The sequence below is a fragment of the Streptomyces luteolifulvus genome (assembly GCF_008806595.1).
GTDB lineage: Bacteria > Actinomycetota > Actinomycetes > Streptomycetales > Streptomycetaceae > Streptomyces > Streptomyces luteolifulvus.
The window spans coordinates 84,119-102,057 of sequence record NZ_VZRB01000028.1; the positions used below are offsets into that span (position 1 = coordinate 84,119).

The 17,939-nt window shown below is 69.9% G+C and carries 12 protein-coding genes; 4 read left to right on the forward strand and 8 right to left on the reverse strand.

Annotation, left to right across the window (positions count from 1 at the left end; all coding sequences use genetic code 11):
* Positions 1-48 precede the first annotated feature (48 nt).
* Positions 49-4,995, reverse strand: a complete 4,947-nt coding sequence (locus F7R91_RS31245) for an NAD-glutamate dehydrogenase (RefSeq protein WP_150954495.1) — start codon at positions 4,993-4,995, stop codon at positions 49-51.
* Positions 4,996-5,545: 550 nt separating this feature from the next.
* On the opposite strand from F7R91_RS31245, the gene F7R91_RS31250 reads away from it, so the two are divergent.
* Positions 5,546-6,112, forward strand: coding sequence for a DJ-1/PfpI family protein (locus F7R91_RS31250; RefSeq protein WP_150954498.1), 567 nt, complete (start codon positions 5,546-5,548; stop codon positions 6,110-6,112).
* A gap of 80 nt (positions 6,113-6,192) precedes the next feature.
* Here F7R91_RS31250 and F7R91_RS31255 read toward each other — a convergent pair whose 3' ends face one another.
* Both F7R91_RS31255 and F7R91_RS31260 read right to left on the reverse strand, forming a co-directional pair.
* Positions 6,193-6,867 (reverse strand): HAD family hydrolase, encoded by a 675-nt coding sequence (locus F7R91_RS31255; RefSeq protein WP_150954501.1) that lies wholly within the window; start codon positions 6,865-6,867, stop codon positions 6,193-6,195.
* An 80-nt stretch (positions 6,868-6,947) separates the two neighbouring features.
* Entirely contained in the window at positions 6,948-7,463 is a 516-nt protein-coding gene (locus tag F7R91_RS31260) for a DUF6912 family protein (RefSeq protein ID WP_150954504.1), read from the reverse strand.
* Positions 7,464-7,768: 305 nt separating this feature from the next.
* Between F7R91_RS31260 and F7R91_RS31265 the strand changes: the two genes are divergently transcribed.
* Entirely contained in the window at positions 7,769-8,482 is a 714-nt protein-coding gene (locus F7R91_RS31265; RefSeq protein ID WP_150954507.1) for an Rv3235 family protein, read from the forward strand.
* A gap of 121 nt (positions 8,483-8,603) precedes the next feature.
* Here F7R91_RS31265 and secA read toward each other — a convergent pair whose 3' ends face one another.
* Positions 8,604-11,414 carry a preprotein translocase subunit SecA gene (secA, locus tag F7R91_RS31270; protein WP_150954510.1) on the reverse strand — a complete coding sequence of 937 codons (2,811 nt, stop codon included), beginning with the start codon at positions 11,412-11,414 and terminating at the stop codon, positions 8,604-8,606.
* 281 nt (positions 11,415-11,695) lie between these two features.
* Between secA and F7R91_RS31275 the strand changes: the two genes are divergently transcribed.
* Entirely contained in the window at positions 11,696-12,286 is a 591-nt protein-coding gene (locus tag F7R91_RS31275; RefSeq protein ID WP_150954513.1) for a GNAT family N-acetyltransferase, read from the forward strand.
* A gap of 36 nt (positions 12,287-12,322) precedes the next feature.
* Here the strand turns inward: F7R91_RS31275 and F7R91_RS31280 are convergent, their stop codons facing one another.
* Complete coding sequence (locus F7R91_RS31280; protein ID WP_225320872.1) at positions 12,323-13,339, reverse strand: transposase; 1,017 nt, start codon at positions 13,337-13,339, stop codon at positions 12,323-12,325.
* Positions 13,340-13,712: 373 nt separating this feature from the next.
* Between F7R91_RS31280 and F7R91_RS31285 the strand changes: the two genes are divergently transcribed.
* Positions 13,713-14,915 (forward strand): winged helix-turn-helix domain-containing protein, encoded by a 1,203-nt coding sequence (locus F7R91_RS31285; RefSeq protein ID WP_150954516.1) that lies wholly within the window; start codon positions 13,713-13,715, stop codon positions 14,913-14,915.
* A gap of 21 nt (positions 14,916-14,936) precedes the next feature.
* Here the strand turns inward: F7R91_RS31285 and F7R91_RS31290 are convergent, their stop codons facing one another.
* The 3 genes from F7R91_RS31290 to F7R91_RS31300 all read right to left on the reverse strand — a co-directional run bounded on the left by F7R91_RS31290 (position 14,937) and on the right by F7R91_RS31300 (position 17,836).
* Positions 14,937-15,674: a response regulator gene (locus F7R91_RS31290; protein ID WP_150954519.1), complete on the reverse strand. Its 738-nt coding sequence runs from the start codon at positions 15,672-15,674 to the stop codon at positions 14,937-14,939.
* A 203-nt stretch (positions 15,675-15,877) separates the two neighbouring features.
* A complete protein-coding gene (hpf, locus tag F7R91_RS31295; RefSeq protein ID WP_150954522.1) occupies positions 15,878-16,570 on the reverse strand; it encodes a ribosome hibernation-promoting factor, HPF/YfiA family in 693 nt (230 codons plus the stop codon).
* 312 nt (positions 16,571-16,882) lie between these two features.
* Positions 16,883-17,836 (reverse strand): ComF family protein, encoded by a 954-nt coding sequence (locus F7R91_RS31300; protein WP_150954525.1) that lies wholly within the window; start codon positions 17,834-17,836, stop codon positions 16,883-16,885.
* Positions 17,837-17,939: the final 103 nt, after the last annotated feature.

Here is a 17,939-nt window from a genome sequence, read left to right on the forward strand (position 1 = left end):
AGGGCGCCCCGAGCCGAACCGGCCCGAGGCGCCCTCACCGTCGTAGGACTACGAATGCGTCCGCAGGAGCGTCCGCATCGTGCGCATCGCTACCGACAGGTTCGCCAGGTCGAAGGAGTCCGAGCCCTGGATCTCCACCAGGGTCGTGCGCGCCCGGCTCAGGATCGCCGCGTTCTTCTCCTCCCACGCCTTGAAGCGCTGCTCGGGCGTCGCGCTGCCGTTGCCCACCGCGAGCACGTCGGAGGTCACGGCCGCGTGCGCCGCGTACAGGTCCTCGCGGATCGAGTTGCGGGCCATGGACTGCCAGCGGTCGGCACGGGGCAGCTCGACGATGCGGTCCATGAGCTGGGTGATGTGCAGGCGGTCGGCGAGGTCGTAGTAGACCTCGGCGACGTCCAGCGGCTCCTTGCCCGTGCGGTCGGCGACCGAGACGATGTCGAGCGTCGGGAAGGCCGAGGAGAACCCGGCCACGCGGGTGGCGAGTTCGTCCGGGACGCCGGCGCCCGTCAGCTCGTCGTAGATCTGCTGGTACCACTCCAGGTCCGCGCCCTTGAGCAGCTTGGCCAGCTGCGACCACACCTGCTCGACCCGCTCGGAGAAGAAGTCGACCGTCTCGGCGAGCTGCAGCGGCTGCGGCCGGTTGTTGAGCAGCCAGCGGGTGCCGCGCTCGACCAGCCGGCGCGAATGCAGCCGGATACGGGTCTGGACGGCGGCCTCGGCCTTGTTGTCGAGCGCCTCCACCCCGTCCCACACCGCCGCCGAGCGGAAGATCGCGCGGGCCGCTGTCTGGGCGCGGACGATCTCCTCCAGCGAGGCGCCGGTCTCCTCGCGCAGCCGGTGCAGATAGGTCGTACCACCCGTGTTGACCGTGTCGTTGACCAGGACGGTCGTGGTGATCTCGCGGCGCAGCGGGTGGCTGTCGATGTGCTCGGGGAACTGCTCGCGCAACGCGGTCGGGAAGTACGCATCGAGCAGGCTGCGCAGATACGGGTCGTCCGGCAGGGAGGTGTGCAGCAGCTCCTCGGCGACCGTGATCTTCGTGTACGCCAGCAGCACGGCCGTCTCCGGACCGGTCAGGCCCTGCCCCACGGTGAGGCGCTCGCGGATCTGGCGGTCGGCGGGCAGGAACTCCAGCGCCCGGTCGAGCATGCCCTCGCGCACCAGGTGCCGCATGTACCGCTGCTGGGCGTGGAGCATGTCCTTCGACTGGGCCAGCGCGTTGGCGATCGCCGTGTTCTGCGCGTAGTTGTTGCGCAGGACCAGACGGCCGACCTCGTCCGTCATCTCCGCGAGCAGCCTGTTGCGCTGCTTGACCGTCATGTCGCCGTCCGCGACCAGGCTGTTGAGCAGGATCTTGATGTTCACCTCGTGGTCGGAGGTGTCCACGCCCGCGCTGTTGTCGATGGCATCCGTGTTGATCTTGCCGCCGTGCAGCGCGAACTCGATCCGGCCGAGCTGGGTCAGACCCAGGTTGCCGCCCTCGCCGACGACCTTGACCCTGAGCTCGCTGCCGTCGACACGGATCGCGTCGTTGGCCTTGTCGCCGACGTCGGCGTGCGTCTCGGTGGACGCCTTGACGTACGTACCGATCCCGCCGTTCCACAGCAGGTCCACCGGCGCCTGCAGGATCGCCTTCATCAGGTCGGCCGGAGTCATCTTGGTGACGCCGGACTCGATCCCGAGGGCCTGCCGGATGTGGGCGTTGACCTGGACGGCCTTGGCGGAACGCGGGAAGACGCCGCCGCCCGTGGAGAGGAGCTCGGTGTTGTAGTCCTCCCAGCTGGAGCGGGGCAGCTCGAAGACACGGCGGCGCTCGGCGTAGGAGACGGCCGCGTCCGGTTCGGGGTCGATGAAGATGTGCCGGTGGTCGAAGGCGGCGACCAGGCGGATGTGCTCGCTGAGCAGCATGCCGTTGCCGAACACGTCACCGGACATGTCACCGATGCCGACGACCGTGAAGTCCTCGGCCTGCGTGTCCACACCCAGCTCCCGGAAGTGCCGCTTCACGGACTCCCAGGCGCCGCGGGCGGTGATGCCCATGCGCTTGTGGTCGTAGCCCGCGCTGCCGCCGGAGGCGAAGGCGTCGCCGAGCCAGAAGTTGTAGGTGTTCGCGACCCCGTTGGCGATGTCCGAGAAGGTCGCGGTGCCCTTGTCGGCGGCGACGACGAGGTAGGTGTCGTCCCCGTCGTGCCGGACGACGTCCGCCGGGGGCACGACCTCGCCGGCCACCATGTTGTCGGTGATGTCGAGCAGCGCCGAGATGAACATCTTGTAGCTGGCGACGCCCTCGGCGAGCCATGCGTCGCGGTCCACGCTCGGGTCGGGCAGCTGCTTGGCGACGAAGCCGCCCTTGGCGCCGACCGGCACGATGACGGTGTTCTTCACCATCTGCGCCTTGACCAGGCCGAGGATCTCGGTCCGGAAGTCCTCCTTGCGGTCGGACCAGCGCAGCCCGCCCCGCGCGACCTTCCCGAACCGGAGGTGCACGCCCTCCACCCGCGGCGAGTACACCCAGATCTCGTACGCCGGCCGCGGCGCCGGCAGATCGGGGATGGCCTGCGGGTCGAACTTCATGGAGACGTAGTCGTGCGGCTTGCCGCCCATCGCCTCCTGGAAGAAGTTCGTGCGGAGTGTCGCCTTGATGAGGGTGAGGAAGGACCGCAGGATCCGGTCCTCGTCGAGGCTCGCAACCTGGTCGAGGGCGGCGTCCAGTTCCTCCAGCAGGGCGTCGGTGATCTCGAGCCCGGCGCGCTGCCGGTCCGGCGACATCCGCGCCTCGAACAGCGACACCAGCAGCCGGGTGGTGTGGACGTTGTTGCGGAGGGTGTCCTCCATGTAGTCCTGGCTGAAGGTGGAACCCGCCTGACGGAGGTACTTGGCGTAGGCGCGCAGCACCATCGCCTGGCGCCAGGTGAGCCCGGCGCTCAGCACGAGGGCGTTGAAGCCGTCGTTCTCGGCCCTGCCGGTCCAGGTGGCGGTGAAGGCATCCTGGAAGCGCTCGCGGCCGTCGTCACCGAGGTAGTCGCCGGCGCCGTTCTGCGTCTTGGGCACGCGCAGGCCGAAGTCGTAGATCCAGGCGACGCTGCGATCCGCGCAGCGCAGCTCGTACGGCCGCTCGTCGGTCACCTCGACGCCGAGCCGGTTGAGGGCCGGCAGCACGGCGGACAGGGAGACGGCGTCGCCCTTGCGGTAGATCTTGAACCGGCGTTCCTCTGGCGCGGCGCCCACGGGCTCGTAGAGGCTGAGCGCGAAGTCCTTGCCGCTGTGGGCCTGGTCCGCGCTGAGCCGCTCCAGGTTGACGATGTCGGCGACCGCCGCCCGCGGGTTGTGGTCGGCCTTGTAGCCCTCGGGGAAGGCGTTGCTGTAGCGGCGCAGCAGCTCGGCCGCGCGCTCCTCGCCCAGCTCGGCGTTGAGCGCCTCGGTGAAGCCGTCGGCCCAGGAGCGGGCGGCCTCCACCAGCCGGGCCTCGATGCGCTCCTTGTCGGTGTCGGACAGCTCCGGCAGCTCGGTGCCCTGCGGGACCCGGACCACGAAGTGCAGCCGGGAGAGGATCGACTCGGTGTTCCAGGCCGTGAAGTCGACGCTGATGCCGCCGAGTTCCTCCTTGAGGATGTCGATGATCCGCAGCCGCACCCCGGTGGTGTAGCGGTCGCGGGGGAGGTAGACGAGGGCGGAGTAGTAGCGCCCGTACTCGTCCTGGCGGAGGTAGAGGCGCAGTCGCCTGCGCTCCTGGAGGTAGAGCACGGAGGTGGCGATGGACTGCAGCTCGTCGGCCGGGGTCTGGAAGAGCTCGTCGCGCGGGTAGGTCTCCAGGATCTGCAGCAGGTCGCGCCCGTCGTGGCTGTGGGGCGAGAACCCGGCGCGCTCCAGGACCTCGTCGACCTTGCGGCGGATGACCGGGACACGGCGCACGGACTCGGTGTACGCGGCGGAGGAGAACAGACCGAGGAAGCGCCGCTCTCCGACGACGTTGCCCTTGTCGTCGAACTTCTTGACGCCGATGTAGTCGAGGTACGACGGCCGGTGCACGGTGGCCCGGCTGTTGGCCTTGGTCAGCACCAGCAGCTTGTGCTCGCGCGCCTTGGCGCGGGCGTCGGCGGGCAGCCGCTCGAAGGAGGGGCTCACGGGGTGGCTCTCGTCGCCCGAGTGGTGCGGGTCGGAACGCAGTATGCCGAGGCCGGTGCCGGGGAGGGCGGCGAGCGAGTCGTCGTCCCGCAGCTGATACTCGCGGTAGCCGAGGAAGGTGAAGTGGTCGGCGGCCAGCCAGCGCAGCAGCTCGCGGGCCTCCTCCACCTCCTGCTCGCGCAGATCGGAGGCGATGGGCTCCTTGGGCAGCTCGTCGGCCATCCGCAGCGCCGCGTCCCGCATCTTGTCCCAGTCCTCGACGGCCTCCCGGGCGTCGGACAGAACGCGCAGCAGATCGGCGGTGATCTGCTTCAGATCGCCGCGGTCGGTCTCGCGGTCGATCTCGACGTGGATCCAGGACTCGGTGTGCGCGTCGTGCGGGAGGCGGTCGGCGGGAGGCGTGCTGAGCACCTCGATCAGCCGGCCGGTGAGGTCCCGGCGCACGATCATCTGCGGGTGGATCACGACGTGGATGCCGCGCCCCTGGCGGGTCAGCTCGTTGGTGACGGAGTCCACGAGGAAGGGCATGTCGTCGGTGACGACCTCGACGACCGAGTGGCTGCAGGTCCAGCCGTTCTCCTCGACGGTCGGGGTGTGGACCCGCACGTTGGCCGTACCCTGCGGGCGGTTCTCGGCCAGTCTGTAGTGCGAGAATGCGGCTCCGAGGATGTCGACCGGGTCGCGGTCGGTGAGGTCCTCCGGGGCGGTGTGCAGGTAGTAGCGCTGGAGGAACGCGAGCACGATGTCCGGGTCCGGAGTGCCCTCGTCCGTCGTCCCGGTCGGTAGGTGCCCCCCGACCGGGCTGTTCTCAGCTACCCGGGCGGCCCTCTCGAGCAGCTCGGCCTTGGCTTCGTCCAGCTTGGTCTGCATTGTCCTCTGGCTCCTGTCGCGCGCCGTTGCGTGACGTAGAAAGAAGTACGGTCTCTTCCCCTGCGACGTGACGCCGAGACGCGGGGTGTCCGGTCTGTTCCGACGCTATGCCGCAAGGTGAGACGAGCGGAGGGATATAAGCCATTCTCGACACGCCCGCAGGGTGTGACGCTGCTCTCGGCGCCGCCTGCTTCCGGGGTGTGTACGGCGCCCTGGGGGCCCTTGCGGCCCCGTCCCGCCCGTGAAGACCAGCGATCGCCGCCCGGTCACGGAGGTGGTCCGTGCTCACCGGGCTCAGGGCGGGGGCAACGGTGCCCCCGCGAGCTATCGCGCTGATCACGCCACCAAGGCTATCGCTCCTTACAGGGGGCCCGTCATGAGCCGTATGTGTACAAAACCGAGGGGAGAAGTTTGACGTTCTGCACAGGAGCGGAGAGCGTCGAGCTGTCGTATTCGGCCGCCGCGGCCGACCCCACCCGCTCCGGCCAATGCTGCGTCCGGCACCGCGCGCCCCCTTGGCAAGGCCGCCCTCCGGAGGCACGTTGCCGATATGACAGCAAAAATCCTCATCGTCACCGGCGACGCAGCAGAGTCGCTGGAAGTGCTGTACCCGTACCAGCGCCTCCGCGAGGAGGGCTACGAGGTCCATATCGCCGCCCCCGCCCGCAAGAAGCTCCAGTTCGTCGTCCACGACTTCGAGCCCGGCTTCGACACCTACACCGAGAAACCCGGCTACACCTGGCCCGCCGACCTCGCGTTCTCCGAGGTGGAGCCCGGACAGTACGCCGCCGTCGTCATCCCCGGCGGCCGCGCCCCGGAGTACCTGCGCAACGACCCCGAACTCCGCAAGATCCTCAAGTCCTTCTTCGACGCGGACAAGCCCATCGCCCAGATCTGCCACGGTCCGCTGCTCACCGCCGCTATCGACGGCCTTCGCGGCCGGCGTGTCACGGCATACCCGGCCCTGGAGCTGGACATGCAGGCCGCGGGCGCCACCTTCCAGGACGCGGAGGCCGTCGTCGACGGCACGCTGGTCTCCTCCCGCGCCTGGCCGGACCACTCCGGCTGGATGCGGGAATTCCTGAAGGTGCTGCGCGCGAAGGCGCCGGTGACCTGAGCGGGCTCAGAGCGGCCTCGGCTCCCAGGGGTGCGGCGGCCTTGGGGTCCTCGTGCCCCGGCCGTCGTGCCCTCGCACGCTCACGCCGCGAGCCGTTCCGCCTCCGCGACCGCTTCCGCCAGCGTGTCCACCACCGGTACCCCCGCCTCCTCCAGGCTCGCCCGGCCGTGCGAACCGCCGGTGTACAGCACGGCCCGGGCCCCCACGTGCCGCGCGGCCAGCGCGTCGTCGGCGGCGTCCCCGATCACCACCGTGCGTATGGGGTCCACGCCGGCTCCCGCGGCCAGCGCGGCCAGGTGCCGCACCATGTGCTCGGCCTTGCTGCCGCCCGAGGGCCCGGTCCGCCCGTCGACGCGTATGAAGTGCGCCTCTATCCCGAACCCGCGTACCAGCGGGACGAGTTCGTCATGCCCGTACATGCTGAGGAGGGACTGGCTGCGACCGGCCGACCGCCACTCCGCGAGCAGCTCCGCGGCCCCCTCGGCGAGCCCGCATCTGATCCGGTGCTCTGAGTAGTGGCGATGGAAGGTCTCGTCCATGACCTCCCACTCGGTGTCGGTGGGCAGCCGCCCCAGCAGCCGCTCGTAGAACTTGGGCACCGGCACGCAGTACAGCGCCCGGTACTGCTCCATCGTGATCGGCTCCAGGCCCAGCTCGCCGAACGCCGCGTTCGTCGCCCCGATGATCGCGTCATTGTCGTGGAACAGGGTCCCGTTCCAGTCCCAGACGATGTGCGCGTCTGTCTGCTTCCCCATGCCAAAAACGTACCCGCCGCCACTGACAATCAAGAGAACCGCAGGTCACAGGGTCGCTGCGCCACGACGACCGACCCCTTCTACCCCTCCTGTCCCACCAGGTTCGGGATCTCCTGCGTGGCGAACCACAGCAGCTCGTGGTCCTCGGCACCGTCCACCAGGAACTGTGCGTCGTCGTCCCCCGTGTCCGCCGCCGCCAGCGCCTCGGCCGCGGCGCTCACGTCCGCCTTCGCGTCGTCCGAGTCGATGTGCACCGAGGCCGCCTTGGCCAGCTTCACCGCCCCGGCGATCCGCACCTCGCCGAGCGCGGCGGGGTCGAGCCCCCGGTCGGGGTCGGCGACCGCCGCACCGTCGGCCACGTCGACGGCGACCACGACCCGCCGCCGCCCCGCCCCGGGGTCGGCCGCCAGGAGCCGCAGCGAGGCCAGGGCGGCCCGGCTCAGCGCCGCGTACTCCAGCTCCTCGATGTCGTCGGAGAGGTACCACTCCCGCAGCGCCGGTGTGACGGCGTAGGCGACGAGCGGCCCCGCCCCCAGCTCTCCCGTCTTGTACGCCTCGGCGAGCCCGGGGAGGGTCAGGGGGACGTAGACGCGCATGGCTGTCCGCTTTCTTCGTCGGTTCGGCGGTGGTTCCGGAGGGCCTTCAGGATACGTGCGGGAGCCCCCGATCGAGTTCCTGTCCGCGACCTTGGAAGCGTCCACTCCGGGCCGGAAACTCACCCTGTGCACCCCTTTGATCGCAGGCTTCGGCACCCCCTCGATCACTCGGATAAGTGAACATTTCGGCGGCCCACATCCGGGTCCGGCCGCCTTGCCCCGACGGCCCGAAGCCCCGTACAAGAGCCCCGACCGGAAAGTTACTGCCCGGTACGGAACGGGCGGTCAAGCACACGGGGACATCCATGAACAAGGTCATGACCAGGGCGAGGCACCACTCCGGCACCCGCCCGCCGAGCCGCCGCGACGCCCGCCACCCCGGCGGCACCCCACCCCGTACACCCGGCGGCGGCGCGGCCCGTACGACGGTGGCGGGCGGTCGGCCCCCGGGCGGACCGGGTGGCAGCGGAACCCGCAGCCGCACCAGGCCGAGCGACGGCCGCCCGCCGACGGCTCCGGGCAGGGGCCCGGCAGCCCGCGGATTGACCGGGGACCCCGCGGCAGCCCGGGACACCGGGGGAGCGCGGGCCATCGAGGGAGCGCGGGGCGCCCTTGACGCCCACGACGGCCGCGAGGCCCTCACGGTGCCCGCCCAGACGCCGCGCAGGCCGGTCCCGGTGCCACGGCCCACCGATGTCTTCGCGGACCGTCTCCTCGCCGTCCTGAGCGGTCAGCGCCCCGTCCACTGGATGCTGCGGCACACCGCGGGCCGGGCCTACGACGAACTGGCCCGCCTCGCGGAACGCGGCCCCCTGCGCACCCGCGGCACACGTCCCGTCGTCCGCGACATCGGCTACTACGTCCCCCGCAACGGCGCCGTCGAGGCCTTCGCCCGCATCGGCGCCGGCGACCAGCTGCGTGCGCTGGCCTTCCGCCTGGAGCAGGGCCCGGACCTGCGCTGGCGCTGCACGGCGGTGGAGATGGGAGGCCCGCGCGCCCCGCGCACGGACGACGACTGACTCCCAGGGACGACGAACCGACTCCCAGGGACGACCACTGACTCCATGGACGCCGAAAGGCCGGGCCACCCCTCGGGTGACCCGGCCCTTCAAGCCGCTACGGCGCCTCGGGCACCGTCACTCACTTCTTGCGGCGCCGCCCGCCACGGGCCTGCTTGCGCCGCTCCGCGCGCGTGAGGCCGTCCGCCTCCGAGCGCACCGGCTCGTCGCCGTCGCTGAAGTCGCCCTCGACGATGCCGCCCTCGCCGTCCACGGTCGGCGCGGAGAAGTGCAGGTCCCGCCGCTGCGGGGCGTCGAGCCCCTTGGCGCGGATCTCGGGACGCGCGCCGGCCTGCGCGGGCACCGTGTCCTGCTTGTCGAGCGACGGCACGGCGTCCTCGACCGGGACCTCCTCGACCTGCTGCTCGACCTGGACCTCCAGGTTGAACAGGTAGCCGACGGACTCCTCCTTGATGCCCTCCATCATCGCGGTGAACATGTCGAAGCCCTCGCGCTGGTACTCGACCAGCGGGTCCTTCTGCGCCATCGCGCGCAGGCCGATGCCCTCCTGGAGGTAGTCCATCTCGTAGAGGTGCTCGCGCCACTTGCGGTCGAGGACCGACAGCACGACCCGGCGCTCCAGCTCACGCATGATCTCGGAGCCGAGCTGCGCCTCACGCTGCTCGTACTGCTCGTGGATGTCGTCCTTGATGGACTCGGAGATGTACTCGGCGGTCAGCCCGGCCCGGTCGCCGGCGGCCTCCTCCAGCTCGTCGATGGTGACCTTCACCGGGTAGAGCTGCTTGAAGGCGCCCCACAGACGGTCGAGGTCCCAGTCCTCGGGGAAGCCCTCGGCGGTCTCGGCGCCGACGTAGGCGTCGATCGTGTCGTCCATGAAGTGCTGGATCTGCTCCTGCAGGTCCTCGCCCTCCAGGACGCGGCGCCGCTCGCCGTAGATGACCTCGCGCTGACGGTTGAGGACCTCGTCGTACTTGAGGACGTTCTTGCGGGTCTCGAAGTTCTGCTGCTCGACCTGCGACTGTGCGGACGCGATCGCGCGCGTGACCATCTTGTTCTCGATCGGCACGTCGTCCGGGACGTTCGCCATCGACATCACGCGCTCGACCATCTGGGCCTTGAACAGGCGCATGAGGTCGTCGCCCAGCGAGAGGTAGAAGCGGGACTCGCCCGGGTCGCCCTGACGGCCGGAGCGGCCGCGCAGCTGGTTGTCGATACGGCGCGACTCGTGCCGTTCGGTGCCCAGCACATACAGACCGCCGAGCTCCTTGACCTCCTCGAACTCCGCCTTGACCGCACGCTCGGCCTTCTCCAGCGCGGCGGGCAGGGCGTGCGCCCACTCCTCGATGTGCTCCTCGGGGTCGATCCCGCGCTGACGCAGCTCCGCCTCGGCGAGGTCGTCGGGGTTTCCGCCCAGCTTGATGTCCGTACCACGGCCGGCCATGTTGGTGGCCACGGTGACGGCGCCCCTGCGGCCGGCCTGGGCGACGATCGTCGCCTCCCGGTCGTGCTGCTTGGCGTTCAGCACCTCATGCTGGATTCCGCGCTTGCTCAGCTGCTGCGAGAGGTATTCGGACTTCTCGACCGACGTCGTACCGACGAGGATCGGCTGGCCCTTCTCGTGCTTCTCGGCGATGTCGTCGACGACCGCCTCGAACTTGGCGACCTCGGTGCGGTAGATCAGGTCCGACTGGTCCTTGCGGATCATCGGCTTGTTGGTGGGGATCGGGACCACGCCGAGCTTGTAGATCTGGTGGAACTCGGCGGCCTCGGTCATCGCCGTACCGGTCATGCCGGAGAGCTTGCCGTAGAGACGGAAGAAGTTCTGCAGGGTGATCGTGGCGAGCGTCTGGTTCTCGTCCTTGATGTCCACCGCTTCCTTCGCCTCGATGGCCTGGTGCATGCCCTCGTTGTAGCGGCGGCCGGCGAGGATACGGCCGGTGTGCTCGTCGACGATCATGACCTCGCCGTCGATGACCACGTAGTCCTTGTCCTTCTTGAAGAGCTCCTTGGCCTTGATGGCGTTGTTCAGGTAGCCCACCAGCGGCGTGTTCACCGACTCGTAGAGGTTGTCGATGCCCAGCCAGTCCTCGACCTTGCTGACACCGGACTCATGGATGGCGACCGTGCGCTTCTTCTCGTCGACGTCGTAGTCGCCGGTCTCCTCGAGGCCCTTGAGGGGGTTGCCGGCCTCGCCCTTCTTCAGGCGCGTGACCAGCTTGGCGAAGTCGCCGTACCACTTGGTGGCCTGGTCCGCGGGGCCGGAGATGATCAGCGGAGTACGGGCCTCGTCGACGAGGATGGAGTCGACCTCGTCGACGATGGCGAAGTTGTGGCCGCGCTGGACGAGTTCGTCCTTGGACCACGCCATGTTGTCGCGCAGGTAGTCGAAGCCGAACTCGTTGTTCGTGCCGTACGTGATGTCGCACTGGTACTGCTCGCGGCGCTGGGCCGGCGTCATGTTGGCCAGGATGCAGCCGACGGTGAGGCCCAGGAACTTGTGGACGCGCCCCATCATCTCGGAGTCGCGCTCGGCCAGGTAGTCGTTGACCGTGATCAGGTGAACGCCTTCTCCGGAGAGGGCGTTCAGATACGCGGGCAGGGTGCCGACCAGGGTCTTGCCCTCACCGGTCTTCATCTCGGCGACATAGCCGAGGTGGAGGGCGGCGCCACCCATCATCTGGACGTCGTAGTGACGCTGGCCGAGGACGCGCTTGGCGGCCTCGCGCACGGTGGCGAAGGCCTCGGGCAGCAGGTCGTCCAGGCTCTCGCCGTCGGCGTAGCGCTGCTTGTACTCATCGGTGAGGGCCCGCAGCTCGGCGTCGGAGAGGTCGACGAAGTCCTCTTCGATGGAGTTGACCTGGTCCGCGATGCGGTGCAGCTTGCGCAGGATCTTGCCTTCGCCTGCACGCATGATCTTCGAGAGGACGGACACGGGGGTTGGTCTCCTTGCCGGTCGGGCCTGGGACGGTCGGTTTCATTTGGCTTACTGAGCAACGGCCATCGTATGCGAGGACCCCGGCACGCCGGGAGGCCTGCCGGGGACGGCGGCCGTCCATCATTTCAAATCTGTTCCAAAGAGTGTTCCAAAGGGACAACGGCCAAGGGTCGCGGATGGTGCCGCGTTCCCCCGACCGATCGCGCGAAATGTGATCACGTCCTCACACACGGTGAATGAGATGGCGCCCACGACGAGCTCCCGAGCAGAATCGGCCGATGGAACCCGCCACGCTGACGACCGACCGCCTGATCCTGCGCACGGTCGGCCCGGACGACACCGAGGCCGTGTACGCGGCCGCCCAGGACCCCGACATCCAGCGCTGGACGTCGATCCCCTCGCCGTATCTCCCGGAACACGCCCAGGGCTTCACGGAACAGCTCGTCCCGGACGGATGGGCGAGCGGTTCGATGCTCACGTTCGGCGCCTTCCTCCCCGAAGGGGAGCTGGTGGGCATGCTCGGCCTCACGATGCGTTCCGTGAGCGCGGCCGAGATCGGCTTCTGGGGGACGAAGGAGCATCGCCGCAACGGCTATGTCACCGAGGCCGCCCGCGCGGTCTCCCGCTGGGCCTTCACCCGTCTGTCGGTCGACCGCGTGGAGTGGCGTGCGGAAGTCGGCAACAGGCCCTCACGCGCGGTGGCGGAACGCGTCGGTTTCGTGGTCGAGGGCGTCCTTCGCTCGGCGATCATCCACCAGGGCGTACGGCGGGACTGCTGGGTGGGTTCCCTGCTGCCGTCGGACCTGGGCCTGCCCTCGACGGCTCCGTATCTGCCCGCACCCGAACGGTCCGCTCCGCCCGGCCCGTGAGCGCAGGTCAGCCCCCGTTGATGCTCCTATTTCTCGTCAAGCGGCTTGGAGCCGGTTGCGGTAGGCGTGGGCGAGGTCGTCGTCTCGGCGGATCCCGCGTTCGAGGGTGGAGATGGTGGCCGGCCAGACTCCGAGGTGCTGGGCGGCAGCGGTGAGGGTGAGGTTCTTGGACTGACGCAGGAGTCGCAGGTCGGCGATGCCGGGGACGGCGACTGCGGTGGTCAGACAGCGGAACATCTCGCGGGCGATGGCCCGTTTCAGGAGCCGGATGATCTCTCTCTTCGTCCGGCCGGCGGCGGTCTGCCGTGCCACGTACTCGCGGGTGCGGGAGTCGCTGGACATGCGGACCAGAGCGACGCGGTAGAGGGCCGCGTTGGCGGCCCGGTCGCCGCCGCGTGAGAGGCGGTGACGGTTGCTCCGGCCGCTGGAGGCGGGGACCGGTGCGGCTCCGCAGAGAGCGGCGAAGGAAGCCTCGGTCCGCATGCGTTCGGGATTGCCTCCGGCGGTGACCAGCAGCTGGGCCGCGGTGTCGGGACCGACTCCGCGGGCAGCCCGCAGGCCGGGGTTGTGGACGCTCACCACGCTGTCCAGGGCCTTGACCAGGGCCTGGTGCTCGGCGGTCAGCTCCTTGACGCGTCGGGCGAGGCTCTTCAGCGCGGTGAGGACCGCGGTGTGGACCGCGTCACCGGCTGGACGCAGCCGGGCCAGGGCGTCGGTGCGGTCCGTTCCTTTGAGGCGGCCGTACTTGGCCCGGACGGTCTCGGGAGCGGTGATGAGGATGCTGCCGATCTGGTTCAGGGTGGCGGTGCGGGCCTTCACCGCGGAGCGGGCGGCGTTGTGCAGGGCGCGTATGCCGGCGACGGTGTCGTCCTTGGGGGCGCTGGAGGCCCGTCCGGACAGGGCGGCGCGGGCGGCGGCGTAGGCGTCGATGGGGTCGGACTTGCCGATGCGGCGGCGTTCGGCCCGGTCGGGCCGGTTGACCTCGACGACGTACTGCCCGTGTGAGATCGCGGAGCGGGTGAAGCCGGCTCCGTAGGAGGAGGTGCCTTCCACGCCCTCACGTGGCGGTGTGCGTTCAGGAAGGCCAGGGCCGCGGCGTATCCGGCGGCGGCGGCGGTGAACTCGGCATCCGCCAGGTGGCCGCCGCTGTCGCTGATGACCGCGACGTGGACGGTGTCGGCATGGGAGGGCCTTCCTTGCCGGAGGTGGGCACCGGCCGGGTGGCGCAGACAGGACATCGAAGGGGCTTCTGACCAAGCTCCTATCAGGTCATGTTCCGCCCGGCCGGAGCCATGAGAACAGATCCCGGCGGCCGGACAGACCAACAGGAAGACAGCCCAGCAGGACGTCAGTCAGTGCCCGAGCCACGGCCACCGGAACCTGAGTATCAGCATCAATGTCAGTGCCACCGCCTATCGTGCGGACCATGACGACCCCGCGCCCAGCCACCACCCTCTCCGCCACCGAGGCCCGCCGTATCGCCCTGCGCGCACAGGGCTTCCTCGGTGCCCCCGACCGCCGGGCGGGCGTCCGCGGCATCCTGCGGCACCTGGGCGCGGTCCAGCTCGACACCATCTCGGTCCTCGCCCGTTCCCACGAGCTCATCCCGTACGCCCGCCTGGGCGCCGTGGGCCGCAAGACCGTCGAGGCCGCCTACTGGGGCACCGGCGCCACCGGTGCGCCCACGGCGCAGCAGCCCCACGCCTTCGAGTACTGGTCGCACGCCGCGTGCATCCTCCCCATCGAGGAATGGCCCCACTTCGCCTTCCGCCGGCGCGCCTACCGCGACCGCCCGCACTGGAACCACGATCTGCCGGACGGCACCTACGACCAGGTCATCAAGCAGCTCCGTGCCGAAGGCCCTCTCACGGCCACCGAGTTGGGCGGCGCCAAGCGCACCAGCGAGTGGTGGGACTGGTCCGGTGCGAAGGTCGCGGTGGAGCGCGCCCTGATGCACGGCGAGGTGGTGTGCGTCGAGCGCCGCGGCTGGAAGCGTGTGTACGACCTCGCCGAGCGCGCCGTCCCGCAGACACTGCTGCACGACGATCTGGACGACACCGAGTGCCTGCGCCGCCTGGTGCGGCTGGCGGGCGAGTCCCTGGGCGTCGGCACGCGCGCGGACATAGCCGACTACCACCGTCTCAAGGGCGAACAGTTCGACGCGGTGATCGCCGACTCCGGTCTGGTCCCGGTCACGGTCGAGGGCTGGGACAAGCCGGCCTGGGCCGACCCCGCGGCCCTGGAAACGGCCCCGCGCGGCCGCCACCGCATCACGCTGCTGTCCCCCTTCGACTCCCTGATCTGGGAGCGGGCCCGCACGGAGCGCATCTTCGGCTTCACGCACCGCCTGGAGGCCTACGTCCCCAAGCCGAAGCGCGTGTACGGCTACTTCGCGATGCCGCTGCTGGCCGGTGGCCGACTGGTCGGCCGGGTGGACCCGGCTCGCGAGGGCCGCACCTTGGTGGCCAGGCAGGTCACCCTGGAGGGCCCGAAGGCGGTCCAGCCGGCGGCCCAGGCCCTGGTGGAGGCGGCGAGCTGGGTGGACTGCACGAACGTACGCGTGGAACGGGTGGACGCCCCCGGACTGCGCGAGCCGCTCACCCGGGAGCTCAGCCGCATCCTCGGCTGAGCGTCACCGGATCTCCGGGCGTCACCGGATCTCGAGGATCTTCTCCCGCATCGCGTAGACCACCGCCTCCATCCTGGAGTGCAGCTGCAGCTTCTCCAGGATGTTGCGGACGTGGTTCTTCACCGTGTTCTCGGAGATGAACAACTCCTTGGCGATGTCCCGGTTGTTCATCCCCGTGGCCACGAGCTTGAGGACCTCCAGCTCACGGTCCGTGAGCCGGGGGGCGGGCACCAGACGGCGTTCGTCCGTGCGCTGGATCATCGACTTGAACTCGGTGAGCAGCTTCGAGGCCATGGACGGGCTGATCTGCGACTGCCCGTCGGCGACCGCGCGAATGGCGGTGGCGACCTCGTCCGTCGAGATCTCCTTGAGGAGATACCCGGTCGCGCCGGCCTTGATCGCGTCGTAGAGATCGGCCTCTTCGTCGCTGATCGTCAGCATGATGATCTTGGCGCTGGGGGCGACCTCCTTGATGGAGGTGCACGCCTCGATCCCGCCCCGCTTGGGCATCCGCACGTCCATCAGCACGATGTCCGGCAGCAGGTCGGCGGCTTTGTCGACGGCCTCGGCGCCGTCGCCCGCCTCCCCGACCACCTGGATGTCCTCCTCGGCCGCGAGCACGATCTCCAGGCCCCGGCGGAAGAGCGCGTGGTCGTCCACGACAAGGACACGGATCGGTTCCTTGCGTGGAGAGCCCTCGTCCGGGCCCGGGCCGACGACGCCGTCGGCGTCCCGCATCGGTCCGAAGCTGTCCGCCATCGTTCCTCCCCCTGAGGCTGTGGCCTGTGGTCCTGTGCCATCGCCAACCCAAGGCAACGGCCCACCGGTTGGGCCGGTGCGGCCATGATTCCATGCCCGGACGACACTGAGGTGACAGAGCGGGGCGCGAAGAGGTCGCACACCGGTGCCCCTGGGGGCGCACACGCGCTCCAGGGGCACCTCTCAACTGTCAGCCTCGCGGCTCATCCGCCCAGCGTGCCGCCCGCCGCGGGAGCCTGCGCCTGGGTGACCATCGGGTCCGTGCTGAGGTGGATGACGCCGTAGTCGTAGGCGTGCCGTCGGTAGACGACACTCGGTTCCTTCGTCTCGGAGTCGACGAAGAGATAGAAGTCATGTCCGACCAGTTCCATTTCGTAGAGGGCCTGGTCGAGCGTCATCGGGGAGGCGACGTGGGTCTTCTCGCGAACGACGAGGGGGCCTTCGCCCTTCACCTCGAGCGAACCGATCTTCTTGGTGGGCACGCCGTCCGGCTCTTCCTCGTGGACCGTGGACCCGTTGCCGTTGAGCGTCGCCGCGCCCGGAACGTGGTCGGGAACCTCGGCCGCCGTGAGCCGGCGTGCGCCTCGGCGTGAGAAACGCTTGTCGTGCTGCTTGCGCAGCCGGGCGTCCAGTTTTTCCGCGGCCAGATCGAGTGCCGCGTACGGATCGCTGGCCGCTGCCTCCGCCCGGATCACCGGACCACGAGAGCGGAGCGTGATCTCCACTCGGTCGCAACGGTCGGCCTGACGGGGGTTGGGCTCCTTGGACACCTCGACGTCGAGGCTGATCACCTTGGCATCGAGCCTCTGGATCTTCTCCAGCTTCAGCTTCTCGGCCACGTGCTTGCGGAACCGCTCGGGCACCTCGGTCTTGCGGCCCTTGACGACGATGTCCACGCAGAACTCCGTTCCCGGATCACTCCGCTTCGGCGGCGGAGCATCTCCCTTTTGCACCAGGCTCCGGTGAGCCCCGGAACCTCCGGACTCGGTGACTCCCACCTCCTCCCCCGAGGGCAAGATCTCCACTCCACCGACGCGGGTGACAGTGAAAAACCCGCGACACGGCATTCGGTACGAGAGGGGTGGCCTGCGCCTTTCTCTCACAACCGAACATATCTCGCCCGGACGGATGTCGTCACCCTCTACCGCGGCGTACCTCCGTTCAGGTGAATTGACCCTCTCATTACCTGCAACGATGCAGGTTCGCAGTCAGTTCCGATTCATTTCGAAGGAATCCGGGGTTGCCGCGACCACGGCCGCGCAGATCTGGTCATGGGCACGGTCAACGCCCGCCCTTTCCGGCTCTTCCCGCATCGATCCTCTCGATCCCCCGATCGGTTCCCTCCGTCGCACCTGTTGCGTCCGTTGCATCCGCTGCATCCGTTGCATCCGTTGCACCCGTTCCTCAGTGCTTTCCCGAGTTGCCGCCGCATACACGAGCGGTTCCACGCCGATATACGCGGCCTCTGCCGCCCTCGCCGCCCGCACGGCACGCGCCGCCTCCGCAAGGGACGCGCCGGTCGTCATCAAGTCGTCGACGAGCACCACCGGCCCGCCGAAAAGCAGCCGGGCCCCGGCCGGAGCCACCGCCAGCGCGCCGGCGAGATTGTCCAGCCGCTGCCGGGAGTTGAGCCCCGACTGGTCGGCCACGGTCCGCCTCTGCCGCAGCACCGCGGCCACCCGGGCCGGTGTCCCGCTCCGCCGCAGCTCCCCCGCCGCCGCGAGCGCGATCCGCCGCGCCGGATCATGCCCGCGTGCCCGGACCGCCCCGCGCGAGGACGGCACCGGAACCAGCAGCACAGCGCCCCCACCCGGCGTGCGAGTCTCCGGCGGCCCCGTCCGCAGGCACCCGTCGGCCCTCGCCAGAGCCTCCCGTACGCCCACGCCCACAGCCCCCGCCAGAGCCGCTCCGAGGGGTGCCGCGAGCGCCAGCGCGCCCCGCTCCTTGTGCGCCAGCAGCACCGCCCGCACCGCGTCCGCGTACCGGGCGGCCGCGTGCACGACCGGCAGCCCGGGCGGCTGCGGCACCGGCCGCACCCGGCAGGGCGCGGCCCCGCTCAGCGCGTCACGGCACTCCGGGCAGAGCACCGTGCGCGGCCTCCCGCAGCCTCCGCACTCGGCCGGCAGCACCAGGTCGGTGAGGTCCTGCCACCACCCCCGCATGCCCACCACTGTGCCAAGGCCCGCCGGGACGGGCCACCCCTGTGGACAACTGCCTGTGGACAACCGGCCAGGGGTCGCCCCACGCCGCAGCTCACCCCCGTAC